The sequence below is a fragment of the Variovorax paradoxus genome (genome assembly GCF_022009635.1).
Classification (GTDB): Bacteria; Pseudomonadota; Gammaproteobacteria; order Burkholderiales; family Burkholderiaceae_C; genus Variovorax.
In genome coordinates, this window is sequence record NZ_CP091716.1 from 1759711 (window position 1) to 1785861 (window position 26151).

Annotated in this window: 22 protein-coding genes; 11 read left to right on the forward strand and 11 right to left on the reverse strand. The window is 68.7% G+C overall.

Features of this window, described 5'->3' with window-relative positions; translation table 11 throughout:
- Positions 1-46 precede the first annotated feature (46 nt).
- Entirely contained in the window at positions 47-751 is a 705-nt protein-coding gene (queC, locus tag L3V85_RS08245; protein ID WP_237680525.1) for a 7-cyano-7-deazaguanine synthase QueC, read from the forward strand.
- Here the strand turns inward: queC and L3V85_RS08250 are convergent.
- Both L3V85_RS08250 and L3V85_RS08255 read right to left on the reverse strand, forming a co-directional pair.
- The gene (locus tag L3V85_RS08250) at positions 733-2535 is read right to left on the reverse strand and encodes an ABC transporter ATP-binding protein/permease (protein WP_237678833.1); all 1803 of its coding nucleotides are present in this window, start codon (positions 2533-2535) and stop codon (positions 733-735) included. The genes queC and L3V85_RS08250 overlap by 19 nt on opposite strands.
- A gap of 97 nt (positions 2536-2632) precedes the next feature.
- Positions 2633-3193, reverse strand: coding sequence for a phosphonate degradation HD-domain oxygenase (locus L3V85_RS08255; RefSeq protein ID WP_237678834.1), 561 nt, complete (start codon positions 3191-3193; stop codon positions 2633-2635).
- A 249-nt stretch (positions 3194-3442) separates the two neighbouring features.
- On the opposite strand from L3V85_RS08255, the gene L3V85_RS08260 reads away from it, so the two are divergent.
- The 6 genes from L3V85_RS08260 to L3V85_RS37315 all read left to right on the forward strand — a co-directional run bounded on the left by L3V85_RS08260 (position 3443) and on the right by L3V85_RS37315 (position 9520).
- Positions 3443-4477 (forward strand): putative 2-aminoethylphosphonate ABC transporter substrate-binding protein, encoded by a 1035-nt coding sequence (locus tag L3V85_RS08260; protein ID WP_237678835.1) that lies wholly within the window; start codon positions 3443-3445, stop codon positions 4475-4477.
- A gap of 25 nt (positions 4478-4502) precedes the next feature.
- Positions 4503-5582 (forward strand): ABC transporter ATP-binding protein, encoded by a 1080-nt coding sequence (locus L3V85_RS08265; RefSeq protein WP_237678836.1) that lies wholly within the window; start codon positions 4503-4505, stop codon positions 5580-5582.
- 2 nt (positions 5583-5584) lie between these two features.
- Positions 5585-7300: a putative 2-aminoethylphosphonate ABC transporter permease subunit gene (locus tag L3V85_RS08270; protein ID WP_237678837.1), complete on the forward strand. Its 1716-nt coding sequence runs from the start codon at positions 5585-5587 to the stop codon at positions 7298-7300.
- Complete coding sequence (locus L3V85_RS08275) at positions 7300-8439, forward strand: TIGR03364 family FAD-dependent oxidoreductase (protein ID WP_237678838.1); 1140 nt, start codon at positions 7300-7302, stop codon at positions 8437-8439. The genes L3V85_RS08270 and L3V85_RS08275 overlap by 1 nt, the downstream gene beginning before the upstream one ends.
- Positions 8440-8488: 49 nt before the next feature.
- Positions 8489-9313 carry a phosphonoacetaldehyde hydrolase gene (gene phnX, locus L3V85_RS08280; protein ID WP_237678839.1) on the forward strand — a complete coding sequence of 275 codons (825 nt, stop codon included), beginning with the start codon at positions 8489-8491 and terminating at the stop codon, positions 9311-9313.
- A 72-nt stretch (positions 9314-9385) separates the two neighbouring features.
- Positions 9386-9520, forward strand: coding sequence for a hypothetical protein (locus tag L3V85_RS37315; protein ID WP_272934778.1), 135 nt, complete (start codon positions 9386-9388; stop codon positions 9518-9520).
- A gap of 15 nt (positions 9521-9535) precedes the next feature.
- Here the strand turns inward: L3V85_RS37315 and L3V85_RS08285 are convergent, their stop codons facing one another.
- The gene (locus L3V85_RS08285; protein ID WP_272934779.1) at positions 9536-10435 is read right to left on the reverse strand and encodes a DapH/DapD/GlmU-related protein; all 900 of its coding nucleotides are present in this window, start codon (positions 10433-10435) and stop codon (positions 9536-9538) included.
- A gap of 122 nt (positions 10436-10557) precedes the next feature.
- Between L3V85_RS08285 and L3V85_RS08290 the strand changes: the two genes are divergently transcribed.
- From L3V85_RS08290 to L3V85_RS08305, 4 genes are all read left to right on the forward strand, one after another.
- Positions 10558-11829, forward strand: coding sequence for an MFS transporter (locus tag L3V85_RS08290; RefSeq protein WP_237678840.1), 1272 nt, complete (start codon positions 10558-10560; stop codon positions 11827-11829).
- A gap of 106 nt (positions 11830-11935) precedes the next feature.
- Positions 11936-12124 (forward strand): DUF2970 domain-containing protein, encoded by a 189-nt coding sequence (locus L3V85_RS08295; RefSeq protein WP_237678841.1) that lies wholly within the window; start codon positions 11936-11938, stop codon positions 12122-12124.
- Positions 12121-12837 (forward strand): c-type cytochrome, encoded by a 717-nt coding sequence (locus L3V85_RS08300; RefSeq protein WP_237678842.1) that lies wholly within the window; start codon positions 12121-12123, stop codon positions 12835-12837. The genes L3V85_RS08295 and L3V85_RS08300 overlap by 4 nt, the downstream gene beginning before the upstream one ends.
- Before the next feature lie 14 nt (positions 12838-12851).
- A complete protein-coding gene (locus tag L3V85_RS08305; protein WP_237678843.1) occupies positions 12852-14138 on the forward strand; it encodes a c-type cytochrome in 1287 nt (428 codons plus the stop codon).
- Positions 14139-14150: 12 nt separating this feature from the next.
- Here L3V85_RS08305 and L3V85_RS08310 read toward each other — a convergent pair whose 3' ends face one another.
- The 8 genes from L3V85_RS08310 to gspD all read right to left on the reverse strand — a co-directional run bounded on the left by L3V85_RS08310 (position 14151) and on the right by gspD (position 26147).
- Entirely contained in the window at positions 14151-16160 is a 2010-nt protein-coding gene (locus L3V85_RS08310; protein ID WP_237678844.1) for a lipoxygenase family protein, read from the reverse strand.
- A gap of 176 nt (positions 16161-16336) precedes the next feature.
- Positions 16337-17761 (reverse strand): 8-oxoguanine deaminase, encoded by a 1425-nt coding sequence (locus L3V85_RS08315; protein ID WP_237678845.1) that lies wholly within the window; start codon positions 17759-17761, stop codon positions 16337-16339.
- A 4-nt stretch (positions 17762-17765) separates the two neighbouring features.
- Positions 17766-19181, reverse strand: a complete 1416-nt coding sequence (locus tag L3V85_RS08320; protein WP_237678846.1) for a nucleobase:cation symporter-2 family protein — start codon at positions 19179-19181, stop codon at positions 17766-17768.
- A 121-nt stretch (positions 19182-19302) separates the two neighbouring features.
- The gene (locus L3V85_RS08325) at positions 19303-20205 is read right to left on the reverse strand and encodes a LysR substrate-binding domain-containing protein (protein ID WP_237678847.1); all 903 of its coding nucleotides are present in this window, start codon (positions 20203-20205) and stop codon (positions 19303-19305) included.
- Between the two features lie 21 nt (positions 20206-20226).
- Positions 20227-21126 (reverse strand): 5'-nucleotidase, encoded by a 900-nt coding sequence (locus L3V85_RS08330; RefSeq protein WP_237678848.1) that lies wholly within the window; start codon positions 21124-21126, stop codon positions 20227-20229.
- Positions 21127-21151: 25 nt separating this feature from the next.
- On the reverse strand, positions 21152-22390 hold the full coding sequence (gene gspF / locus L3V85_RS08335; RefSeq protein ID WP_237678849.1) for a type II secretion system inner membrane protein GspF: 1239 nt from the start codon (positions 22388-22390) through the stop codon (positions 21152-21154).
- 15 nt (positions 22391-22405) lie between these two features.
- Complete coding sequence (locus L3V85_RS08340) at positions 22406-23797, reverse strand: GspE/PulE family protein (protein ID WP_237678850.1); 1392 nt, start codon at positions 23795-23797, stop codon at positions 22406-22408.
- A gap of 58 nt (positions 23798-23855) precedes the next feature.
- Positions 23856-26147, reverse strand: coding sequence for a type II secretion system secretin GspD (gene gspD / locus L3V85_RS08345; protein ID WP_237678851.1), 2292 nt, complete (start codon positions 26145-26147; stop codon positions 23856-23858).
- Positions 26148-26151: the final 4 nt, after the last annotated feature.

Below are 26151 nucleotides of genomic sequence, written 5' to 3' on the forward strand. Positions count from 1 at the left end.
TGCGAAAATTGCGCTTTTGGACTACAACGGCCCGCCGTTGACCGACATGCCCCTGCACACCACCGCCCTCGTCCTGTTTTCCGGCGGCCAGGATTCGACCACCTGCCTCGCCGATGCGCTCTCCAAGTACCAGCGCGTCGAAACCCTGGGCTTCGACTACGGCCAGCGCCATCGTGTCGAACTCGACGTGCGCGGCACCATCCTCGCGAAGATGCGCGAGCGCTTTCCCGACTGGGCACCCCGCCTGGGTGAAGACCACGTGCTCACGCTCGCGGCGCTGGCGCAGCTCGGCGGCTCCTCGCTGACCGAGGAGGTCGCCTTCGCGATGCAGGCGGACGGCCTGCCCAACACCTTCGTGCCGGGGCGCAACCTGCTGTTCCTCACGCTGGCCGGCGCGCTGGCCTACCGGCGCGGGCTGCAGGTGATCGTTACCGGGGTCTGCGAGACCGACTTCTCGGGCTACCCCGACTGCCGCGACGACACCATGAAGGCCATGCAGCTCGCGCTGTCGCTCGGGCTGGAGCGCCGCCTCGTCATAGAGACGCCGCTCATGTGGATCGACAAGGCCGAAACCTGGCAGATGGCGCACCGCCTGGGCGGCGAGTCGCTGGTCGACCTGATCGTGGAGGAAACCCACACCTGCTACCTCGGCGACCGCACCCACCGCCAGGCCTGGGGCTACGGCTGCGGCGAATGCCCCGCCTGCGACCTGCGCAAGAAGGGCTGGGAGCGCTACGCCGCTGCCGGCTGAATGGCCGCCGTGTTGAGCCGGTAGCGCGGGCCGCCGCCGGTGGCCGCACCTTCCGCCTCGGGCACCATCGTCCAGCGCTGGTTGTGGAAGTCGCCCACGGCCGCGCGGTGCGCAATCGACACCATCGCGCCGCCGGCCGCCTGCACCGTGGCTGCCAGGCGCTTGTACAGCACGCTCTCGGCCTGCGCGTCCAGCGCGCTGGTGATCTCGTCGGCGAACAGCCACGCCGGTTTCTTCAGCAGCACGCGGGCGATGGCCAGCCGCTGCTGCTCGCCGCCCGACAGCTTCTGGCTCCAGGCGTCGCTCTCGTCGAGGCGGTTCACCAGGTCGGGCAGCAGGGCGTCGTTCAGGGCCTGGCGCAACTGGTCGTCGTTGAAGTTGGTGGCCGGATTGGGATAGGTCAGCGCATCGCGCAGCTTGCCGTCCGGCACGTAGGGGCGCTGCGGCATGAAGGCGACGTTGTCGGGCACCTGCAGCCGGCCCTTGGAGAACGGCCAGATGCCCGCGAACGAGCGGAACAGCGTCGACTTGCCGCTGCCCGAAGGGCCCTGCAGCAGCACGCTGTCGCCGGGCTTCACCGCCAGCGCGGCGCCGGCGAGCAGCGGCGTGCCGTCGGGCAGCGCGACGCCGAGGTCATCGCTGTGCAGCACCGCCGCAGGGGCGCGTTGCAGTGCGTCGTCCTGTGTGGCATGGGCGGTCATGCTGTCGTCGAAGCTGGTGAGACGGTCGGTGGTGGCGCGCCACACGGCCACGCTGTCGTAGTTGTCGACGAACCAGCTCAGCGATTCCTGCACCTTCCCGAAGGCCGAGCCGATCTGCATCAGGTGGCCCAGCTGGAACGCGCCGCCAAAATACTGCTGCCCCGCCACCAGGAACGGAAAGATCACGGCCGCCTGCCCGAAGAACGAAGTGAACGTGACCAGGTTCTTCTGCTGCTTGATCAGCTGCAGGTAGTTGCGCAGCACGTTGCTGAAGCGCAGGTCGAGCTGGTCGCGCTCGACCTTTTCGCCGTGGTCCAGCGCAATGGCCTCGCTGTATTCGCGCACCCGCACCAGGTGATGCCGGAAATCGGCCTCGAAGCGCTGCTGCCTGAAGTTCAGGCCGATCAGCGGGCGACCGACGAAATGCGTGATGACGGTGCCCAGCACGGAATAGCCCAGCGCCACCCAGACCATCGCGCCGACGATCTGGTGCGTGACGCCGTGGAAGGTGAACGAGAAATTGCCCGACAGCGCCCAGAGCAGCCCGATGAAGCTCATGAGCGTGACCACGGCGTTCAGCAGGCCCATCGAGAGCGACATCGTGGCGCTGGTGAAGATCTGCATGTCTTCCTGGATGCGCTGGTCCGGGTTGTCCGGCGTATGCCCGTCCTTGCCGGCGTAGCGCGCCAGTTCCAGGTGATAGAAGGTGCGGTTGGCCATCCAGCGCGACAGGTAGCTGCGCGTCATCCAGGTACGCCAGCGCAGCTGCAGCAGCTGGGTCACGTAGAACTTGAGCACCTGCACCGCGATGTTGGCGAAGGCGATCCAGCCGAACACGCCCACCTCGTGCCAGAAGACCACCGCGTTCTTGTTCTGCAGCGCGTCGTAGAAGCGGCCGTACCACTCGTTGCCGAGCACGGCCACGTACACGTAGAACAGGTTGAGCGCAACGATGGTCAGCAGCATCGCGCGAGCGCGCCACTTCTCTTCGGACTGGAAGTAGGGCGCCGCAAGCTTGAAGACCCGGCGCAGGACCTGGACGAACGAGCCTGCGCGCGCCGTGATGGATGGGGATGAAGACATTCGGTTTTCCTCTCAGGCGCCTGCGCGCCGCTCGTCATGAGGAAAACATAGGTTTCTTAGGCGGGACTGAATCCGCGCCCGGCGCCTCGAAAAGTACTCAGCGCAGCATCACCCGCGCGGCCGTCGCCAGGAAGTGCGCCAGCGGCGGCGTCTTCAGGCCCTCTGCCTTCGCTTCTTCGTCCCACAAGCGCAGGCGCACCGCGTCGTCGGACCAGCGATGCTCGGCAAAGCGCTGCGCCGCGTCGGCGTCCATGACGCCGCCCTGCAGCGCGAGGCTGCGCACCGAGTCGGGCGAGAGCTTCGAGAAATAGTCGGGCCGCGTCGCGCACAGGTAGCGCTTGGCGTCCACGTGCAGCCGGATGGGTTCGCGCACCTCGACATCGAAGGCGCCGCGCAGCAGGGGCAGGGCGATGTACTGGTGGCGGTCGTCGATGCCGAGTTCTGTAGGAGAGTGCGATAGCGTCTGGTGCTCGGCGATCAGCAGGTGGCCGAGGTCGTGCAGCAAGGCCGCCGTCACCAGGGAGTCGCTCGCGCCGGCCTGTTCCGCCAGCCAGGCGCATTGCAGCGCATGTTCGAGCTGCGTCACCGGCTCGCCCGCATAGGCGACCCCACCCCGTTCGGCGAACAGGCGAGCGATCTCGGCGAGGTCGAGTGTCATGAAAGTGAAACGGAGGGCGAGGCGAAGGCGCGGGTGACAGCGCGCGGAGTCTGCGGCAGCGTGGTGACACGCGGATGACGGCGCTATTTTGGGTATTTGTGTGTTTTTGAGGCGTCTGACAAATCCCTGTCATATGCCGCTGCCAGCATCGCCGCATTCGTCGCTGGACAGGATTTGCGTACTTTCAGTTTCCTGTCCATGCGTGTCCCGCATTGCGTCATTTCTTTTTCCACTTGGGGAATCTCCACCATGCTGCATCGTCAACTCCGCCGTGCCATCGTGCCGGCCGTCCTGTTCTCGCTGGCCTTTGCCGCATCGGCCCAGGGCCGCACCGAGCTGCTGGTCTACACCGCGCTCGAAGCCGACCAGGTGCAGGCCTACAAGGCCGCATTCGAAAAGGAGAACCCGAGCATCGAGCTGAAGTTCGTGCGCGACTCCACCGGCATCGTCACCGCCAAGCTGCTGGCCGAAAAGGCCAACCCGCAGGCCGACGTGGTGTGGGGCCTGGCCGCCACCTCGCTGATGCTGCTCGACAAGGAAGGCATGCTCCAGCCCTATGCGCCCAAGGGCCTGGACGCCATCAAGGCCAACATGCGTGACCCGGCCAACCCGCCCAAGTGGGTCGGCATGGACGTGTGGTCGTCGGCCATCTGCTTCAACACGGCCGAAGCCACCAAGAAGAACCTGCCCAAGCCCACCAGCTGGGCCGACCTGACCAACCCGGTCTACAAGGGCCAGATCACCATGCCCAACCCCGCCGCGTCGGGCACGGGCTACCTGATGGTCTCGGGCTGGATTCAGATGATGGGTGAAGAAAAGGCGTGGAAGTACATGGACGCGCTGCACCAGAACATCGGCATCTACAGCCAGTCGGGCAGCAAGCCCTGCCGCCAGGCCGGCGCCGGCGAGTTCGCGCTGGGCATGTCCTTCGAATACCGCGCCAACAAGACCAAGCGCGAAGGCGCGCCGATCGACATCGTGCTGCCGAAGGAAGGCCTCGGCTGGGACATGGAAGCCACCGGCATCATCAAGACCAGCAAGAAGCAGGAAGCCGCCAAGGCGCTCGCCGACTGGGCCGTCACCAAGCAGGCCAACGAGCTGTATGCCAAGAACTTCGCCGTGCTCGCGCTGCCGGGCGTGCAGGAAAAGCTCGAGTTCGTGCCGGGCGACGTCGAGAAGCTGCTCGCCAAGAACGACTTCACCTGGGCTGCCGCCAACCGCGACCGCATCCTGACGGAGTGGTCCAAGCGCTACGAGTCCAAGTCGGAAAAGAAACCCCTCTGATCCAACGCCCAAGCGGTATCCGGCCATGACGAGCAGCAGCTTTCTTTCCCTTCGCGGCATCGGCAAGTCCTTTGGCGCCACACGCGTGCTCGACGGCATCGATCTCGACATCGAGCCCGGCGAGTTCGTGTGCCTGCTCGGCCCTTCGGGCTGCGGCAAGACCACGCTGCTGCGCATCGTCTGCGGCATCGAGCGTGCCGACAGCGGCCAGATCCTGCTCGGCGGCCAGGACATCGCGGGCCTGCCGCCCGCGGCGCGCGGCTTCGGGGTGGTGTTCCAGTCGTATGCGCTGTTCCCCAATCTCACGGCCGCGCAGAACATTGCCTACGGCCTCCATCCCACCGGCGCGCTCGCCCGCGAAATGGCCAAGCGCTCGCGCGAAATGCTCGACCTCGTCGGGCTGGCCGCGCATGCCGACAAATACCCGGTGCAGCTCTCGGGCGGCCAGCAGCAGCGCGTCGCATTGGCGCGCGCACTGGCGCCCAACCCGCGCCTGCTGCTGCTCGACGAGCCGCTCTCCGCGCTCGACGCGCAGGTGCGCGCCAGCCTGCGCAGCGAGATCCGCGCGTTGCAGAAGCGCCTGGGCATCGTCACCATCATGGTCACGCACGACCAGGAAGAAGCCCTGTCGATGGCCGACCGCGTGGTGCTGATGCACAACGGCCGCATCGAGCAGGCCGGCACGCCCGACGAGCTGTACCGCCAGCCGCGCACCCGCTTCGTGGCCGGCTTCGTCGGCCGCATGAACATGCTGCCGGCCACGGTGCTGGCCGACGGCAAGGTGCGCGTGCGCGACAGCGAACTGTTCTGCGCGCCCGGCAACCTGAGCGTCGGTTCGCAGGCCACCGTGGGCATCCGCCCCGAGCATGTGGTCGTGAAGCGCTACGGCACCGAACTCGGCGCCAACAGCTTCGCCGCACGCCTGCTCGACACCGAATTCTTCGGCAACCGCACCTCGGCCCGCCTGGCCTGCGAGCCGCTGGGCATCGAGATCGAAGCCGAGCTGCCCGCCGACGCGCGCGGCGGTGGCGACGAGCCGCTGGTGCCCAGCAGCATGGTGCACATCCAGCTTCCCCTGAACGCGCTGTCCGTTCTGGCGCATTGAGCATGAGCAGTCTTCCGAGCGCCGTCGCCGTTCCGCCGGTGGCGATGGCGCGCAGCAGCGCGTTCGATCGCGAACGCTGGATCACCGGCGCGGCCGTTTTGCTGGTCGTGCTGCTGCTGGTCGTGATCGTCGCGCTGCCGGTCGGCGCGCTGGTCGGCCAGAGCTTCTTCGACCGCGCGGGGGCCTTCGTCGGCCTTGCCAACTTCGCGCGCTATCTCGACAACCCGGCGCTGGTGCAGTCGGCGTTCAACAGCCTGGGGCTCGCGGCCCTGAGCGCCGTGATCTGCACCGCCATCGCCTACGTGTACGCCTACGGCCTCACGCTGTCGTGCATGCCGGCCAAGGGCGTGCTGCGCGCGGTGGCGCTGGTGCCGCTCCTGGCGCCGTCGCTGCTGCCGGCCATCAGCCTGGTCTACCTGTTCGGCAACCAGGGCCTGTTCAAGGGGCTGATGGGCGATGTGTCGATCTACGGGCCGCTGGGCATCGTGCTGGGCTCGGTGTTCTGGACGCTGCCGCATGCGCTGCTGATCCTCACCACGGCCATGGCCACCTCCGACGGCCGGCTCTACGAAGCCGCGCAGACGCTGGGCGCCTCGCGCTGGCGCATCTTCCGCACGGTGACGCTGCCGTCCTCGCGCTACGGCCTCATCGTGGCCGCGATGGTGGTGTTCGTGCTGGTCATCACCGATTTCGGCGTGCCGAAGGTGGTGGGCGGCCAGACCGGCGTGCTCGCGACCGACATCTACAAGCAGGTGGTCGGGCAGCAGAATTTCCAGATGGGCGCGGTGGTCGGCCTGGTGCTGCTGATTCCGGCTGTGCTGTCCTTCCTGGTCGAGCGGCGCGTGCGCAGCAAGCAGGCAGCCGCGTTGTCGGCGCGCGCCACGCCCTACCAACCCGAGCCGGTGAAGTCGCGCGACCGTGCGCTGCTCGTGTTCTGCGCGCTCACGGCCGGGGCGATCCTCGTGATGATCGGCATGGCGGTGTTCGCATCGCTCGCCAGCTACTGGCCCTACAACCTGGCGCCGTCGTTCAAGAACTACGACTTCAGCAACATGGACGGCGGCGGCTGGGGCAGCTACTTCAATTCGCTGCGGCTGGCCGTGTGCGCCGCCGTGGCGGGCGCGTTCCTCACCTTCGTCTCGGCCTACCTGGTCGAGAAGCCGCGCCACTTCGGCCTGCTGCGCGAGCTGCTCAACCTGCTGGCCAACCTGCCGCTGGCGGTGCCCGGGCTGGTGCTGGGCGTGGGCTACATCTTCTTCTTCATCTCCCCGTCGAACCCGCTGCGCGCCATCTACGGCAGCATGACCATCCTGGTGGTGTGCACCGTGGCGCACTTCTTCTCGGTGGCGCACCTGACCTCGCTCACCGCGCTGCGCCAGCTCGACCGGGAGTACGAGCTGGTGTCGGAGTCGATGGGCGTGCCGTTCTGGCGCACGCTGTGGCGGGTGCACCTGCCGGTGGCGCTGCCCACGGTGCTCAACGTGGGCGGCTATTTCTTCGTCAATGCGATGACGACCGTGTCGGCCGTCGTGTTCCTCTATTCGCCGCAGACCTCGCTCGCGGCCGTCGCCGTGCTCAACATGGACGACGCCGGCGACGTCGCGCCCGCCGCGGCCATGGCCTCGCTGATCATGCTCACGGCCGCCATCGGCCGCGGGGTGTTCGCGCTGGCGGGGCACTGGACGCTCAAGCGCACCCAAAACTGGAGACACCGGTAATGACCGGCACCCAAGCTCATCACCCTGAACATTTCGATCTCATCGTGGTCGGCGCCGGCATCGTCGGCCTGGCTCATGCCTACACCGCCGCGCAGCGCGGCCTCAAGGTCTGCGTCGTGGAGCGCGACGCGGCCTGCATCGGCGCTTCGATCCGCAACTTCGGCTTCATCACCATCACCGGACAGGCGCCGGGCGACACCTGGCGCCGGGCAATGCACGCGCGCGACGTGTGGCAGCGCATCGCGCCCTATGCGGGCATCGACATCGTGCACCGCAATCTCTGGCTCGCGGCCTACCGGCCCGAGGCGCACGACGTGCTCGAAGCCTTCATGCGCACGCCCATGGGCGAAGCCTGCGAACTGCTCGACGCCGCGGACGCGCAGGCCAAGGCACCGGCGCTGAACCTGTCGGATGCACGCTCGGTGCTGTTCAGCCCGCACGAGCTGCGTGTCGAATCGCGCACCGCCATCGGCCTGCTCGCCAAGTGGCTGGCGGAAGCGCACGGCGTGGTCTTCCGCTTCGGCGAAGCCGTGCTCGAGGTCGAGACGCCGCGCGTGCGCACCTCGCGCGGCACGCTGCATGCCGAGCGCGTGGCGGTCTGCACCAACACCGATCTGCATGGCCTTTTTGCCGACCGCATCGCCGCGCACGAACTCACGCTGTGCCGCCTGCAGATGCTGCGCGTGAAGCCCGAAGCAGGCTTCCAGTTGCCGGGCTCGGTCATGATGGACCTGAGCCTGGTGCGCTACGAGGGCTACAGCACGCTGCCCGAGGCGGCCGCGTTGCGCGCCCGCCTGCAGCAGGAAGAAGCCGCCTCGCTCGAACACGGCATCCACCTGATCGTGGTGCAGAGCGCCGACGGCTCGCTGGTGGTCGGCGATTCGCATCACTATGGCGACGCCCCGGAGCCCTTCGCCATGGAAGAGGTCGACCAGCTCATCCTGCGCCACCTGCGAAGCACCCTCAACCTGGAGGCCGCGCAGGTCACCGAGCGCTGGACCGGCGTGTACCCGTCGTCCAAGACCACGCCCTGCGTGATCGACGCACCCGACGACGCCACGCGCGTGGTGATCGTCACCAGCGGCAGCGGCGCCAGCACCGGCTTCGGCATTGCGCACGACGTCTTCGAGAAGTGGTGATGCGCACTGCGCGCTCGCCTTCGTTCCCATTCTTTCTATTCTTGCAGCCATGAACGCCCACAACCACTCCCAGCTCCAAGCCGTCGTCTTCGATTGGGCCGGCACCATCCTAGACTTCGGTTCCTGCGCACCGATGGGCGCCTTCGTGAAGCTGTTCGAGCAGTTCGGCGTGGAAATCACCATCGCCGAGGCGCGCGGCCCGATGGGGGTGGCCAAGTGGGACCACATCAAGGCGCTCGGCACGCTGCCGCGCATCGCCGCCCAGTGGGAAGCCAAGCACGGCCATGCGTTCAGCGACGCCGATGCCGACAAGCTGTACGAGGTGTTCACGCCGATGAACGCGGCCAGCGTGCGCGACCATGCCGATTTCATTCCGGGTGCGCTCGAAGCCGTCGGGGTGCTGCGCCAGCGCGGCCTGAAGATCGGCTCCACCACCGGCTACAACCGCCCGATCATGGAAGTGGTCGTGCCCATCGCCGCCGCCGGCGGCTATTCGCCCGACAACCTGGTGTGCGGCGGCGACCTCGCCGAAGGCCGCCCGTCGCCGCTCATGATGTACCGCTGCTTCGCCGACCTCGGCGTGTGGCCGCCGCATACGGTGGTGAAGGTCGACGACACCGGCGTCGGCCTGCAGGAGGGCCTGAACGCGGGCACCTGGGCCGTGGGCGTGGCCGTCAGCGGCAACGTCAACGGCCTCACGCTGGCCGAGTGGCAGGCGCTCGACGAAGCGCAGCAGCAGGAGCGCCGCGCGCGCGCCACCGCCGAACTCGAAGCCGCCGGTGCGCACTACGTGATCGACAGCGTGGCCGACCTGCCGAAGGTGCTCGAGGACATCGAACAGCGGCTGCAGCGCGGCGAACGCCCCACGGCCTGACGGAAGCGGCGCCGCCCCGGCACGAGGCGGCGTCCGACTTGACGCGCCGCAGCGCAGGCATAGCATGCCTGCATGCGAAGCACATCCTTTGTTCTTCTGTTCTGTCTGGGCCTGCTGGTCGGCGCCTGCGACGACAAGCCTAAGCCCGGTGTGCCGGTGCCGAAGGCTGCGGTGAGTCTTGCGGTGCCCGTGCTGGCCGAGGGCTGACTCTCGCGCGCGTCGTCAGTCGTTGCTGTGCAGCGTGGTGTTCAGCCCGCCCCAGCGCTGCGCGTTGGTCTCCAGCACCTCGACGGCGCCGCTCTGGCTGTTCCTGCGATAGAGCAGCCCTGACTTTCCCGACAGCGTGCGGGCGGACACAACGCTGCCGTCCGGCAGCTTGACCTTGGTTCCCGCGGTCACGTACAGGCCCGCCTCGACGATGCATTCGTCGCCCAGCGAAATGCCGATGCCTGCGTTGGCGCCCAGCAGGCTGCGCTCGCCGATGGCGTTCTTCGTCTTGCCACCGCCCGAGAGCGTGCCCATGATCGACGCGCCCGCGCCGATGTCGGAGTTCTTGCCGACCGTCACGCCTGGCGTGACGCGCCCCTCGACCATCGATTCGCCCAGCGTGCCCGCGTTGAAGTTCACGAAGCCCTCGTGCATGACGGTGGTGCCCGGCGAGAGATGTGCGCCCAGCCGCACGCGGTCGGCGTCGGCGATGCGCACGCCCGTCGGCACGACGTAGTCGCTCATGCGCGGAAACTTGTCGATCGAAGGCACCGTGAGGTGGTGGTACTCGGCCGCCACCAGATGCCGCAGTTCGTCGACCTTTGACGGCAGCACCGGGCCCGCCGAAGTCCATGCCACGTTCTGCAGCAGGCCGAAGAGGCCGTCGAGGTTGATCTCGTTCGGCCGCACCGCCAGTTCGGACAAAAGGTGCAGTCGCAGATAGGCATCCTCGGTGGACAGCGGCGGAGCGTCGAGCGACTCGATGCGCACCTCGACGGTGTCGCCAGCGATCAGGCCGACTTTCTCGGCAAGGCAGCGCCTGTTGTTGAAGGTGGCATGCCGGGGAAACCAGACGTCGAGAGTCTTGCCCGTCTCGACGTCGCGATAGCGGTGGCCGGTGCGCTGGATGGTCATGAGTGTTCTTCTTGGGTGATGAGTGTGGTGTGCCGCGAGGACAGCAGGCACCGCGTCGGCGGCTGTCTTCCGCGAGAATGCCATACGACATGCGCCGGCCCTTCCCGGCGCGGAGAAAAACAATGACGACGACACACGAGACAACCGCCCACCAGGCGGATTCGCGCTACGCCATGCTGCGTCTGGCCCTCACGCTGCTGATCATGACGGTCGGCAGCAGCGGCATGTACGTGGTGTCGGTGATGCTGCCGGCGGTGCAGGCCGAGTTCGGCATCGCGCGCGCCGATGCTTCGCTGCCCTACACCTTGCTGATGCTGGGCTTCGGCCTCGGCGGCGTGCTGATGGGCAAGCTGGCCGACCGCGTGGGCGTGATGTGGCCGCTGCTGTTCGGCTCGGCGTTCCTGGCCGCGGGGTACATCGCCACGGGCCTGTCGGGCGGCATCGTCTCGTTCACCATCGCGCAGGCGCTGCTGGTGGGGCTGCTCGGCAGCTCGGTGGCGTTCGCGCCGCTGGTGGCCGACACCTCGCTGTGGTTCGTCAAGCGGCGCGGCATCGCGGTGGCGGTGTGCGCGAGCGGCAACTACCTGGCGGGCGCGGTGTGGCCGCCGATCGCGCAGCACTTCGTCGAGCTGGTGGGCTGGCGCCAGACCTATATCGGCATGGGTGTCTTCTGCGGCGTGACGATGGCGCTGCTGGCCCTGTGCTTCCGTGCGCGGCCACCGGCCCTTGCGCAGGCACCAGCCAAGGCCGCCGCGTCGAGTGCCGCGCCCGCGCGCGACCTGACGCGGCCCTTCGGCCTGAGCATGGGCGCGGCGCAAGGCCTGCTGTGCGTGGCCGGCGTGGCCTGCTGCGTGGCAATGGCGATGCCGCAGGTGCACATCGTGGCCTACTGCGGCGACCTCGGCTACGGGCCGGCACAGGGCGCGATGATGCTGTCGCTGATGCTGGGCTTCGGCATCGTGAGCCGGCTGGTGTCGGGCGTCATCTGCGACCGCATCGGCGGGCTGCGCACCTTGCTGCTGGGCGGCGTGCTGCAGTGCGTGGCGCTGCTGCTGTTCCTGCCCTTCGACGGGCTGGTGCCGCTCTATGTGATCTCCGCGCTGTTCGGGCTGTTCCAGGGCGGCATCGTGCCTTCCTACGCGATCATCGTGCGCGAGCACTTTCCGCCGGCGGAAGCGGGCGCGCGCGTGGGCACGGTGCTGATGTTCACGCTGTTCGGCATGGCGCTGGGCGGCTGGATGTCGGGCAAGGTATTCGACCTCACGGGCAGCTACCACGCGGCATTCATCAACGGCATCGGCTGGAACCTGGTGAACGTGAGCATCGCTTCGTTCCTGCTGTTCAGGACGCTTCGGCGATCAGGCGGCCGAGTGTTCGCATTGCCCGCTCGCTGAGCGCATCCCACTTCTTTCGTTCATGCGGCAGCACTGTATCTGCACCGGTCATTTGAAGCGAATCTGCATCTGTTCTTTTTTGGCCGCCGGGGCCACACTCGGCCTCATGTCGAATCTGCTGGGCGCGGTGCGCGCCGTTCTCTGGAGTTTCATCGGGCTGGGCGGCCGTCGCGCCGATGCCGACAAGCGGACCGCGCAGATCGGCATCCTGCCGCTGATCGGCGTGGCGCTGGTCCTGGTGCTGCTGCTGATCGCCGGGCTGGTGGCCCTGGCGCACTTCGCAGCCAGCACATGAGGAGCCGCCTTCGGTTCGCCGCGACCGCGCTGCTGCTTCTGGTGTCCGGCCTGGCGGGCATTGCAGGCGCCGCAACGCCCGCCACCGTGCCCGACACCATCGAGCAGCGCGTGGCCGCATGCATCGCCTGCCACGGCCGCGAAGGCGCGACCACCAATGCCGGCTACTTTCCGCGTCTTGCGGGCAAGCCGGCCGGCTACCTGTTCAACCAGCTCGTGAGCTTTCGCGACGGGCGCCGCTCGAACAGCGACATGGCGTACATGGTGCAGCACATGTCCGACGCCTACCTGCGCGAGATCGCCGAGTACTTTGCCGGGCTCGATTTGCCTTATCCGCCGATCTCGCCGCTCAGCGACGCCAAGCCTGAAGTGCTCGAGCGCGGCCGTGTGCTCGCGCTGCAAGGCGACGCCGAGCGCCGGCTCCCGGCCTGCGTGCAGTGCCACGGCGCGGCCCTGACGGGCGTGCAGCCCGCCACCCCGGGCCTGCTGGGCCTGCCGCGGCTCTACGTGGCGTCGCAGCTCGGCGCGTGGCTCACCAACGAACGGCATGCCATCGCGCCCGACTGCATGGCCGAAGTCGGCCGCCGCATGTGGACCTCGGACGTCAATGCCGTGGCGAGCTGGCTGGCGACGCAGCCGATGCCGGCCGACACGAAGGCCGTGGCGTCGCTGCCGGCGCCCATGCCCATCGCCTGCGGCGGTACCTCGAAGTGACGAAAGAAGCACCCATGAGCCTGCTGCGACGCACCGGATGGGTGGCGCTGGTGCTGGTCGTGCTGGTGGCGCTGGCCTCGGGCGTGCTGGTGGCGATGAACCTGCGCGGCGAAGATGCGCTGCCCGAGCGGGCCGAGAGCTTCAACGCCACGCCCCAACTGGTCGAGCGCGGCCGCTACCTTGCATTGGCCGGCAATTGCGCGGGCTGCCACACCACGCGCGGCGGCCGGCCCTATGCGGGCGGCCTGCCCATCGAGACCCCCTTCGGCACCATCTATTCGAGCAACCTGACGCCCGATGCACAGACGGGTATCGGCAGCTGGAGCAGCGCGCATTTCTGGCGCGCGATGCACAACGGCCGCAGCAAGGACGGGCGCCTGCTGTACCCGGCCTTTCCGTATCCGAACTTCACCAAGGTGACGCGCGAGGATTCGGATGCGATCTACGCCTACCTGCGCAGCGTGGAGCCCGCGTCGGAGCAGAACCGTGCGCACCGGCTGCGCTTTCCCTACGACACGCAGGCCGCGCTGGCCGTGTGGCGTGCGCTCTCGTTCAAGCCCGAAGCCTTTGTCGCCAATGCGGGCAAACCGGCCGAGTGGAATCGCGGCGCCTACCTCGTCGACGGGCTGGGCCATTGCATCGCCTGCCACGGCAGCCGCAATTCGCTGGGCGCCACGGACACCAGGCTGGGTCTGTCGGGCGGGCTGATCGCGGTCGAGAACTGGTATGCCCCGTCGCTCACCGATCCGCATGAAGCCGGCCTGGCCGACTGGCCGAGCGCTGATGTCGTCGCGCTGCTCAAGACCGGTGTCGCGCCGCGCGGCTCCGTCATGGGTCCGATGGCCGACGTGGTGTTCCGCAGCACGCAGTACCTGAGCGATTCGGACCTGACGGCGATGGCGAGCTACCTGAAGGACCTGCCCGACGTGCCGAAGACCGAGGAGCCCGCCGGCACCAAGGCACCCATCCGCCGCGATGCCGGCACGATGGCGCGCGGCGCGAAGATCTACGACCAGCGCTGCGCCTACTGCCACGGCGACCAGGGCCAGGGCGCCGTCGGCGCCTACCCGCCGCTCGCGGGCAACCGCGCCGTCAACATGGCCCGGCCGACCAACCTGGTGCAGGTCATCGCGCACGGCGGCTTCCTGCCCACCACGGCGGGCAATCCGCGTCCCTACGGCATGCCGCCGTTCGGCCAGACGCTCGACGCGGCCGACGTGGCGGCGGTGCTCACCTACATCCGCGGCTCGTGGGGCAACGACAGCGCGCCCGTCACGCAGCTCGACACAATGCGGCGCTGAGCGCCGCGCGGCTCAGATGTTGGTGCTCGACGGAATGCGGCTCGGCAGCAGGTGCTCGTAGGGCCGCGAGCGCGCGGTGTTGCGCTGGCGGATGGTGTTCTCGATGCCCGCGAGCGCATTGCGAAAGCGCTCCAGCGGGCCGCCCTGCCCGGAGATGGCGGGGTCCAGCAGCACCGGCAGGTGGGGAAACACGTTGTCCTTGTATTCGCCCAGCGGCCGGTAATACACGCCGCCCAGGATGTGGAACAGCAGGATCTGCTCCTGCGCGCCCAGCCGCGACGGCAGCATCTGTGACCAGCTCGCCTCGCTCTGCCCGGCGTTCGAGGTCGGGGCCGGCGTGCCGCCGGCGCCCGCGCTGAAGGGTGCATAGGTCATCACCGAGTACTGCGGGAAGTTCACCGCCGCATGCTGCGCGCTGGCGTTGAAGATGATGGCCGTGAGCACGTCGACCAGTTGCGCGCGCGTGGTGACAGGACGAAAGCCGTGCACCTTGCCGCTGGTCGCGAGTTCGGTGGCCCAGGCCTGCAGCTCGTAGTCGCCGGTCACGTCGCCGTCGCCCAGGTAGTAGGCGGCCACGTAGTCGCCAACCCATTGCGCAATCGTGTTCCACACCAGCAGTGCGTCGTCGCGGTAGGGGTAGTCCGGCAGCGCCGCCGTGTCGTCCACGCCGCGCGTGCGCAGGTCGTTGGGCAGCATCATGCGGTCGTAGAAGTCGTAGGCCAGTCGGTCGCGGCCGCACTGCTGCTGCAGCGTCTCGATAGGCGCGGTGAGGATCACGTCGCCCGTGGTCAGCGGCGCCATGATGATCAGCGTGGCCGCCTCGTTGATGAACATCGCGCCTTCCAGGTGAGGCGACAGTAGCCGGCTCAGCGGATGCGCGGTCGCGAACTGGCGCTGCGTGGCCATCGCGAAGGCTTCCGACATCAGGTGCGTGCGGCCCAGGTGCACGAACATCTCGTGGTAGTTGAAGTCGGCCACCTGCACCGCGGTCTTGGCCGACTGCCAGGCCCAGTAGGCCTCGGCATTGGCGGTGTCGTCCACGCGCAGGAAGATGGGGTTCAACGCCGGGTCCTGCCCGCACTGGATCGCCACCGGCACCAGCGAACGGCCGGTCTTGGGGCGCGCGAACAGCGCCACCGGCGCATAGACATAGCCCGTGCCCGTGAGTGGCTTGCTCACCGGGCCCGTGGGCGCCATGTCGCCCAAGCCTTCGTAGTCGAGCAGGTAGAGCCGGCCCGATGCCGCCGCGTCGGCGAGGCTGTCGTCGGCGCCCATCACCTGGCGGTACTGCGCGTCGCCGAGCGGAAACTTGGCGGGCAGCGCGGTGGCCCGCTTTATCAGCATCGGGTTGGGGCCGCCCACGCGCATGTAGGCGAAGAGGTCGTTGTCGTGCAGCAGCTGCGCGACGGCGGGCTTATCGATGGTGACGAACAGCGCGTCGTACTGCGCCACCGTCTTCGGTCCGTTCAACGCGCCCAGCGGGCCTTGCGACAGCAGGTCGTGGTGGATCTGCTTGAGCTGCGTGGCGATGTCGCCCGCCGTGCCGGTGAGCGTGCCCAGCAGGCTCAGCGCCGCCGCGGGCAGCGTGAGCAGGCCGCCGTTCGCGGCCAGCAGCTGGTCGAAGCTGGCTTGCAGTGCGGCCAGCCGCGTGCGCAGGTTGTCGAGCGACTGCAAGCTGCCCGACGCCAGCGCGCTGGTGGCGAAGGACGCGGCGAAGTTGGTCACGGCCTCGACGGCCTTCGCGATCGTCTTGAGCTGGTGTTCCAGCGCCGGCAGCTCGGTGGCGGGCACCACCGCGCCCATCGGCACGCCGGCCAGGTTGATGTGCGATTCGGTCCACAGGTAGGTGGCCTGCCGTCCCACCAGCTCCAGCCGCCGCAGCGTGGCGCTGATCGGGTCGATCTTCTGCGGCAGCGTGGGCTTGAGCACCGGCAGTGCCGCCGAGGCGGTCGAAGGCTTGGCCGCCAGCAGGCTCAGGCCGCCCGCCGAGGCGGACCATTTGAGGATGTCTCTGCGCTTCATCGGGGAGTTCCCTGTTGTTGTGGATCTCGGGAAGGCCGACGGGGTTGTCCGGCCACTGAATAGAACGGTCGTTCTATTTGGTGGGCGGATTCTGCGGAGGGGCTCCGGCGTTGGCAATGAGGGTTGGTGCCTAGCGCGAAGGTGCTCATCCGGCGCTGTCGGCAGCGCCGGACTGCTCAGGCGGTGTGCGGGTGCCGCGCGGCCTCGTACAGCGTGCGCGCGAGGTCGCGGTGCCTTGCCAGCAGCGGTGCCAGTTCCAGCCCGGTGAATTCGCCGCCGCGGACGCGGACCGTGCCGCCGATCACGCTCAGCGACACCGATGCCGGCGTGCAGAACACCAGCGCCGCCACCGGGTCGTGACCGGCGCCCGCGTGCGCCGCGCCGCGCATGTCGAAGGCCACGATGTCCGCCGACATGCCCGGCGCGAGCGCGCCGATGTCGTCGCGCCCCAGCACGCGTGCGCCGCCCAGCGTGGCGATTTCCAGCGCCTCGCGCGCAGTCATCGCGGCCGGGCCGTAACCCACGCGCTGCAGCAGCATGGCCTGCCGCGCCTCTCCCAGCATGTGCGCGCCGTCGTTCGACGCGCTGCCGTCCACGCCCAGGCCCACCGGCACGCCAGCGCGCCGCATCGCACCGATGGGCGCGATGCCCGATGCCAGCCGCATGTTGGAGCAGGGGCAGTGCGCCACGCCGGTGCCGGTGCGGCCGAAGAGCGCGATGCCGGCTTCGTCGAGCTTCACGCAGTGCGCATGCCACACGTCGCGGCCGACCCAGCCCAGGTCTTCGGCGTATTCGGCCGGCGTCATGCCGAACTTCTCGCGCGAATAGGCCACGTCGTTGTCGTTCTCGGCCAGGTGCGTGTGCAGCGACACGCCGCGTTCGCGCGCGAGTTCGGCCGACAGGCGCATCAGGTCGCGCGACACCGAGAACGGCGAGCACGGCGCGAGCACGATGCGGCGCATCGAATGGCACGAGGCGTCGTGCCAGCGGCCGATGAGCCGCTCGCTGTCGCGCAGGATCGCTTCCTCGGTTTCCACCACCTCGTCGGGCGGAAGGCCGCCTGCGCTGCGGCCCACGCTCATGCTGCCGCGCGCGGCGTGGAAGCGCATGCCCATGGCGTCGGCGGCCTCGATCGAATCGTCGAGCCGCGAGCCGTTGGGAAACAGATAGAGATGGTCGCTGGTGGTGGTGCAGCCCGAGAGCATCAGCTCGGCCATCGCGGTCTGCGTCGACACGCGAATCATCTCCGGCGTGAGGCGCGCCCACAGCAGATACAGGTTGGTGAGCCAGCCGAACAGTTCGGCGTCTTGCGCCTCAGGCACGGCGCGCGTGAGGCTCTGGTACATGTGGTGGTGCGTGTTGACCAGGCCGGGCATGACCACGTGGCCGTGCATGTCGATGGCCTCGGCGTTGCCATTGCGCAAGGCGTCGAGGTACGCCGCCGGCAGCTCCGCCGTCGCGCCCACCCAGGCGATCGCGGGCCCCTGTATCACCACCGCGCCATCGCGGATCTCGCGTCGCGCCGCGTCCATGGTGACCAGCACGTCGGCGTGCCGGACGATGCGCAGCGGAGAGGGCGTGGTGGCGGTGGATGTGTTCATGATGTCATTCGGTCCCATGCGAGGTGCGCGCCGCCAGTGTGAAGGATCGCTCCTTGGACAGCACGCCGTTGTAGAAAAGATTGAGCAGCACCGCGGCGAAGGTGCCCAGCACGATGCCGCTGTGCGTCAGCGGATGCGTCCATGCCGGAAAGTGCTGGAAGAAGTTCGGCGACAGCGTGGGGATCAGCCCCAGCCCGATGGAGATCGCGATCACGTACAGCGCATGGCGGTTCCGCGAATGGTCGATCTCGCCGAGGATGCGCACGCCGGTGGCCGCGACCATGCCGAACATCACGATGCCCGCGCCGCCCAGCACGAACTGCGGCACCGAGGCCACGATGTGCGCGATCTTCGGGAACAGCGCGAGCGCGATGAGCAGCAGGCCGCCGCCGGCCGCCACGTAGCGCGAGCGCACGCCCGTCACCGTCACCAGCCCCACGTTCTGCGAGAACGAGGTGTACGGAAAGGTGTTGAACACGCCGCCGATCACCGTGCCCAGGCCGTCGGCGCGCAGGCCGCGCGTGAGCGCGTCGGTGCCCACCTTGCGGCCGGTGATCTCGCCGAGCGCGAGGAACATGCCCGTGGACTCGACCAGCGTGATCAGCATCACGATGCACATCGAGGCGATGGCCGTGAGCTCGAAGCGCGGCATGCCGAAGTGAAAGGGCGTGGTCACCGCGACCCAGCTGGCCTCGGCCAGCCCGTCGAAGTGCATGCGCCCGAGCGCCAGCGACAGTCCGACGCCGAAGACGATGCCCAGCAGCACCGCGATGTTGGCGACCAGGCCCTTGCCGAAGCGCGTGATCGCGATGATCACCAGCAGCACCGCCGCCGCGATCGCCAGGTTCACCGGCTCGCCGTAGGCGGGGTTGGCCACCGCGTGCGCCACGCCGTCGAGCATGCGGGTCGTGGTGGGCTGTCCGCCCGCGGCCCAGTTGATGGCCACGCCCATGAGCGACACGCCGATCAGCGTGATGACCGTGCCCGTCACCAGGGGAGGAAAAACGCCCAGCACGCGCCCCATCAACGGCGCGACCAGCATGCCGAACACGCCCGCCACGATGGTGGCGCCGTAGATCGCGGGCAGGCCCAGCGAGGGGTCGATGCCGATGGCGATCATCGGTCCGACCGCCGCGAAGGTCACGCCCATCATCACCGGCATGCGAATGCCGAAGCGCCAGAAGCCGACGGCCTGCACCAGCGTGGCGATGCCGGCCGCCAGCAAGTCGGCGTTGATGAGAAAGGCAATGTCGGCCTTCGAGAGGCCGAGCGCGCCGCCCACGATGAGCGGCACCGCCACCGTGCCCGCGTACATCACGAGCACGTGCTGCAGGCTGAGTGCGCCGCAGCGCCCGAGGGGAAGCTTCTGATCGACCCCTTCGCCGTCTCCTGCGGGGGGCTTTTTATCGTTCGAAAGCATGTGGACCTTTCTTTCCTGCCGATGAACCGGCGCGGCAGTCTAGGAGCGATGCGTTCGCACGTGCAAAGTCAATAAATGACCTGCCCTGTGCACAAAAAGTGGACGGGTGAAGAAGGCGAAATCAGGGCGCCAGCAGCGCGTCGAGGCTGGTCACCAGGTGGTTGGCGAACAGTTCGGCCGCGGGGCTCGGCGGCTGCGCGGCGCGGGCTTCCAGCGTGAGTGTCTGGGCGCGCAGTGCGGCGTCGCGCAGCGGAACGAAGACCAGCGAGCCTTCCTGGCGCTCCTCGTCGACATCGAGCCGGTTGAGCAGCGTGATGCCGCCGCCCTGGCGCACCAGCCGGCGCATGAGCGCGGTGGAGGTGGTCTCGATCACCGGCGAGGCGCTGATGCCCGAAAGCCCGAAGGCCGCGTCGAGGATGGGCCGGATCGACAGCGAAGGCGCCGGAAGGATCAGCGGATAGCCGACGCACTCTGCCAGCACCGCCGTCGCATGGGCGGTCAGCGGATGGCCGGGCGGCACCACCGCGCCGATCGGCCACTCGCTGGAAAACAGCGTGCGAAAGCCCGCGGTGCCGGGTACGTCGTAGGCCAGCGCCAGATCGGCGTCGCCCTCGCTCACGCTGCGCAGCACCGCCGCGATCGGCAGGCCCAGCAGCTTGAGCTGGATGCCGGGGTGCGCCTCGCGAAAACGCTGCACCACGGCCGGCAGGAAGGCGTCGGCCAGGCCGGCGGTGGTGGCGAGCGTGACCTCGCCCTGGCGCAGGCCGCGCACGGCCTCGATGCGCTGGCGCACGAGGTCGAACTCCTGCAGCGTGCCGCGCGCGTGGGCCAGCACGATCTCGCCCACGGGCGTGAGCTTCAGCGTGTTGTGGATGCGCTCGAACAGGGGCGCGCCCAGTTCTTCCTCCAGGTTCAGGATCTGCCGGTTGACCGCCGTGGGCACCACGTGCAACTGCTCGGCCGCCTTGCGGATCGAGCCCGCGCGAACCACCTCGACGAAATAGCGGATGACCTTGGCGTGCATGCGCGACCGCCTCCAGGTATGTCAGCCTTCGTTGCTGATGCCGCTGCTCACGTGCCCCGCGGGCACATGCCGCGAGGCCGCATCGACGTGGCCGGTCTGGTCGTCGAAGAAGAAGTCGGGCTCGAACTCGCGAAGGAACTCGCCCTTGGGCAGGCCGCCGAGGAACATGGCCTCGTCGACGCGGATGTTCCACTTCATGAGCGTGCGGATGGCGCGCTCGTGGGCCGGCGCGCTGCGCGCCGTGACCAGCGCGGTACGGATGCGCATCTGCGAATTGCCGGCCATCTGCAGGCGATGGAGCGCCATCAGCAGCGGCTTGAACGGGCCTTCGGGCAGGGGCAGGTCGGCCTTGCTGAGTTCGTGCGCCTGGAAGGCGTCCAGGCCCTCGGCCTGGAACACGCGCTCGGCTTCGTCGGAGAACAGCACCGCGTCGCCGTCGAAGGCGATGCGCACTTCGTTCGGCCATGCGTCGCTGGCCTTCACCGATTCGACCAGCACGCGCGCGGCCGGGAAGCCGGCGTTGAGCGCCTCGCGCACGTCCTGCGCGTTGACCGACAGGAACAGGTGCGCGCGCAACGGGCGCAGGTAGCCGAAGGGCGGGCGGCCCTGCGTGAACACGCCGCGCTGCAGCTTGATGTCGGCGGCCGCGCTCGACTTGAAGATGCGCATGCCCGAGACCGGGTCGTTGCGCGAGAGGATCACCACCTCGACGCGCTGCACGCCGTCGTCGTTGAAGCGCAGCAGCTTGCGGATCAGCGAATACGCAATGCCGGGCGCGGCCGGCACGTCGATGCGGTCGAGCTGCAGCTTCATGTAGCCCTCGTTGTCGCCGGCCTCGAAGATGCGGTTTTCTTCTTCGAGGTTGAACAGGGCGCGCGAGGAGATCGCGACCACGAGCTTGTCTTCGAGGGTTACGGGCATGGTGCGTCCTGCTTGACGGCGGCCGTCACTTCACGAACTGGTTCAGCTGGATGATCGGCAGCATCACCGCCAGCACGATGAGCATCACCACCCCGCCCATCGCCACGATCAGCAGCGGCTCGAGGATGGTGGCCAGGTGCATCGCGCGGCGCTGCACTTCGGCGCCGAGCTGGTTGGCCGCGCGCTGCAGCATCAGCGGCAGGGTGCCGGTCTGCTCGCCCAGGCGCGCGAACATCGACACGAGGCCGGGAAAGCGCTTTTTTTGCGCCAGCGCGGAGGCCAGCGGCGCGCCTTCGCGCACCAGCACCAGCGCGTCGAGCGCATCGGCGCGCATCGCGCGGTTGCCCAGCGTTTCCGAGGCGGCCTGCAGCGCGCGAAGAATGGGCACGCCGGCCGTGGCCAGCATGGCGAGCGTGCTCGCGAAGCGCGCCGCGTTGTAGCCGCGCGCGAGCTTGCCCACCAGCGGCAGCTTGAGCCAGGCCGCGTCGAACTTGAGGCGGAAGGCTTCCTGCGCCAAGGCCAGCCGTGCGCCGATGGCGCCGAGCACCACGGCGCCGAGCATCCACCAGCCGTAGTTGCGCACGCCCGCGCTCAGCGACAGCATCACCGTGGTGAGGAAGGGCAGCGAGCGCTTGGTGCCCGCGAACACCTGCGCCACCTGCGGCACCACGTAGCTCACGAGGAAGATCACGATGACGATCGCCACCAGCGTGACGATGGCCGGGTACAGCGCGGCACCGATCAGCTTCTGCTGCAGCGCCTGGCGTTCCTCGAGGTCGTCGGCCAGGCGGTCGAGCACCAGGCCGAGGTTGCCGCTTTGCTCGCCGGCGCCGATCACGGCCGTGTAGATGGGCGAGAACTCGCGCGAGTGCGCCGACAGCGCGCGCGCAAAGGGCGAGCCTGCGTTGACCTCCGCGCGCAGCGACGCGACCAGGTTGCGCTGCGGCTCCGATTCGGCTTCGTCGGTGAGCGCGGTGAGCGCGCGTTCCAGCGGCAGGCCCGACGACACGAGGCCCGCGAGCTGCCGTGTCCAGACGGCCAGGCCCGTGGAATTGAAGACGCGCTTGCCGCCGCCAAGCCAGCGGCCGAGGCCGCTGCGTTGGCCGGTGCCGTTGACGTGGTCGCTGCCGACCGGCTTGACCGACAGCGGAATGAGCGCCTGCGCCCGCAGCAGGCTGCGCGCGCTGCGGGCGGTGTCGGCTTCCAGCACGCCTTCGCGCGACTGGCCGCTGGCATCGATGGCTTCGAAGGAATAGGCGGGCATGGGGAGGCCGGGACGCTAGTCGCGCGTGACGCGCAGCAGTTCGGCGCGCGAGGTGATGCCGGCCTGCACCAGCCGTTCGCCGTCTTCGCGCATCAGGCGCAGGCCGCCGCGCGCGCCGGCCTGCAGCAGTTCGCTCTCGGCCGCCTTGCTGTGGATCAGGCCCTGCACGGTTTCGTCGGCAACCAGCAGTTCGAAGATGCCGGTGCGGCCCTGGTAGCCGGTCTGGCCGCAGACCTCGCAGCCCGCGCCGGCGCATGCCGTGCAGACCTTGCGCACCAGCCGCTGCGCGAGCACGCCCAGCAGCGACGAACTCAGGAGGAAGGGCTCCACGCCCATGTCGGTAAGCCGGGTGACGGCGCTGACCGAGTCGTTGGTGTGCAGCGTGGCCAGCACCAGGTGACCGGTGAGCGAGGCCTGGATGGCGATCTGCGCGGTTTCGAAGTCGCGGATTTCGCCGATCATGATCACGTCGGGGTCCTGCCGCAGGATGGCGCGCAGGGCCTTGGCGAAGGTGAGTTCGATCTTGGCGTTGATCTGGGTCTGGCCCACGCCCGGCAGCTCGTATTCGATGGGGTCTTCCACCGTCATGATGTTGCTGCGGCTCGCGTCGAGCCGGGCCAGCGCGGCGTACAGCGTGGTGGTCTTGCCCGAGCCCGTGGGGCCGGTCACCAGGATGATGCCGTGCGGCTGCGAGATGAGCTTTTCGAAGCGATCCAGCGTGTCGCCCTGCATGCCCACCGACTCGAGCGTGAGCTTCGATTCGCTCTTGTCCAGCAGGCGCAGCACCGCGCGTTCGCCGTGCGCGCTGGGCAGCGTCGACACCCGCACGTCGACCGCGCGCGTGCCGATGCGCAGGCTGATGCGCCCGTCCTGCGGCAGCCGCTTCTCGGAGATGTCGAGGTCGGCCATGATCTTCAGGCGCGAGATCAGCGCGGCGTGCAGCGCGCGATTGGGCTGCACCACTTCGCGCAGCGTGCCGTCGATGCGAAAGCGCACGGACGAGGTGCGCTCGTAGGGCTCGATGTGGATGTCGCTGGCGCCGTCGCGCGCGGCCTGCGTGAGCAGCGCGTTCAGCATGCGGATGATGGGCGCGTCGCCCGCGCTGGCCAGCAGGTCTTCGACCGCCGGCAGCTCCTGCATCATGCGCGAGAGGTCGGCGTCGTTCTGCACCTCGCTCACCACCGCCGCCGCGCTCGATTCGCCTTGCGCATAGGCCGCGCTGATGCGCTGCGCCAGCGGGCCATCGGCCAGCACCTCGAAGGTCTGCACGCCGTACTTGCGCGACACCTCGCCGACCGCGCTGCGAGCCGGATGGCTCGACATCCACAGCGTGTAGCGGCCGTCGTCGGTCTCCTCGAGCAGGAGTTGCTGGCTGCGTGCGAACGCGTAGGGCAGGGGATAGCGCATGGGCGGGGTCAGCGGGGCGGGTGCGTGTGTGGCGTGGTGAAGAGGAATGGTAGATGCATCAGGGCATTTCGCGCGCGCTGGCCGGGTCGTCCGTGGGCGGCAGCGTGCCGCGCAGGGGGCTCGGGGCCAGCTTGCGGTTGTCCGCGGCGGCGCGCGGCGGCGGGATCAGCTGCGTGCCGCCGATGCGCTCGCTGCCGGGGGCGTTGGGGGCTGCGCGAACCAGCGGTACTTCCGGCAGCACCGGCGCGGAATCGACGCCGCGCAGCATGATGTTGTCGGTGCTGGGCTGGGTGCGCTGCTGCATGCCGCGGATTTCGTCGTAGCGGTCGTAGGCGAAGGCCTGGGTCGAGGCGCCGTCGCGCATCACCGCGGGGCGCAGGAACATCATGAGGTTGCTCTTGTTGCGCGTGCGGACCTCGTTCTTGAACAGGTTGCCGAGCACGGGGATGTCGCCTGCCACCGGCACCTTCTCGACCGTGTTGCCGTAGTCGTCCGACAGCAGGCCGCCGAGCATGACCAGGCCGCCGTCCTCGACCAGCACGCTGGATTCGATGGAGCGCTTGTTGGTGGTCGGGCCGTTCGGGTCCTTGGCGGTGTTCTGGTCGACGGTCGAGGTCTCCTGGAAGATGGTCATCTTCACGGTGCCGTTCTCGTTGATGGTCGGGCGCACGCGCAGCGTCAGGCCGACGTCCTTGCGCTCGACGGTGGTGAACGGGTTGATGCCCACCGAACCCGAGGTGCTGGCGTACTGGCCGGTGACGAAAGGCACGTTCTGGCCGATCACGATCTTGGCTTCTTCGTTGTCCAGCGTCAGCAGGTTGGGCGTGGAGAGCACGTTGGCGTCGCCGTCGCTGTTGAAGAAGTTGGCGATGGCGCCCAGGATGTACTGGCCGCCGATCTTGCCGGCAATGCCCAGGTTCAGGCCCGGCGACGGCGTGATGCCGGCCACGTTCTTGGTGGCCAGCGCCTGCGTCAGCGCCAGGATGTTGGCGCTGGCCAGGCTGGAGTTGGTGCCGATGACCGCGTTGTTGCCCAGCGCGCTTTGCCACTGCACGCCGAAGTTGGCGGCCTTCTTGGCGCTGACCTCGACGATCAGCGCCTCGATCATGACCTGCGCGCGGCGGCCGTCGAGCTTGTCGATCACGGCGCGCATCTGGCGGTATTGCGGCTCGGGCGCCGTGATGATGAGCGAGTTGGTGGTCGGGTCGGCCTGGATCTGGCCGCCGGTCGAGGGCTGGTTGGCGTTGTTGAGCGGGGCGCTGGCCGCGGCCGAGCCGCCGTTCTGGCCGCCGCTGAGATTCACCTGCATGGCCTGCGGCGCGCTTTGCTGCGGCACCGGGCTGCTGCCCGCGGCGCCCGGCTGGCCCGAGGCGCTCGTCTGCTGGTTGGCGGCCATGGCGGCGCGCAGCGTGGCCGCGAGGCGCACCGCGTCAGCGTTCTTCAGGTAGACCACGTAGATGTTGCCGGCCGCGCCGTTGCTGCCTTCGGCGGGCTGGCGGTCGAGCTTTTCGACCAGCGTGCGCACCAGCTGCACGCGCGCCGGGTTGGCCGCGCGCAGGATCAGCGAGTTGCTGCGCGGGTCGGCCAGCAGCGTGGTGCGGAACGACGCATCGGTGGCGCCCGGCGCCGCGGCGGTGCCCGGCGCGCCCGAGCCGCTGCCCTCGATCAGCCGCGAGATGAGCGGCACCATGTCGGAGGCGATGGAATGCTTGAGCTGGATGACTTCGACGTCGGACGCGTTCGGCACGTCGAGCGACGCGATGATGCGGGCCAGCCGGCGCATGTTGTCGGCGTAGTCGGTGATCACGAGCGAGTTGTTGCCCGGGTTCACGTTGATGGTGTTGTTCGGCGGGATCAGCGGGCGCAGCACCGGCAGCAGGCTGTTCGGCGATTCGTAGTTGAGCCGGAAGATCTGCGTGACGATCTGGTTGCTGCCGCTGGACGAGACGGCGCCGATGGAGGTGTTGACGGCGCTGCTCTGCAGCTTGGCGTCAGCCTCGGGCACCACCTTGTAGAGGCCGTCGGCCTCCACCACCGCGAAGCCCTGCAGGCGCAGCGCCGAGGCGAACTGGTTGAACGCGGCCGCCGGCTGGATGGCGCGGTCGGTGACGAGGTTCATGGTGCCCTTCACGCGCGGATCGACCACCACGTCGCGCCCAGTGACCACGGCCATGGTACGGGCCACGGCCTCGATGTCGGCGTTGGCGAAGTTGAGCGTGATCGGCTCGCCGCGGCGCGGTGCGTCGCTGGTCTGCGCGAAGGCCGCGGGCGCGGCCTGCAGGAACGTGGCCGCGATCAGCACGCGCACGGCGAGTGCGACGGTGCCAGTCGAAAACAGTGGCTTCATCATGAGG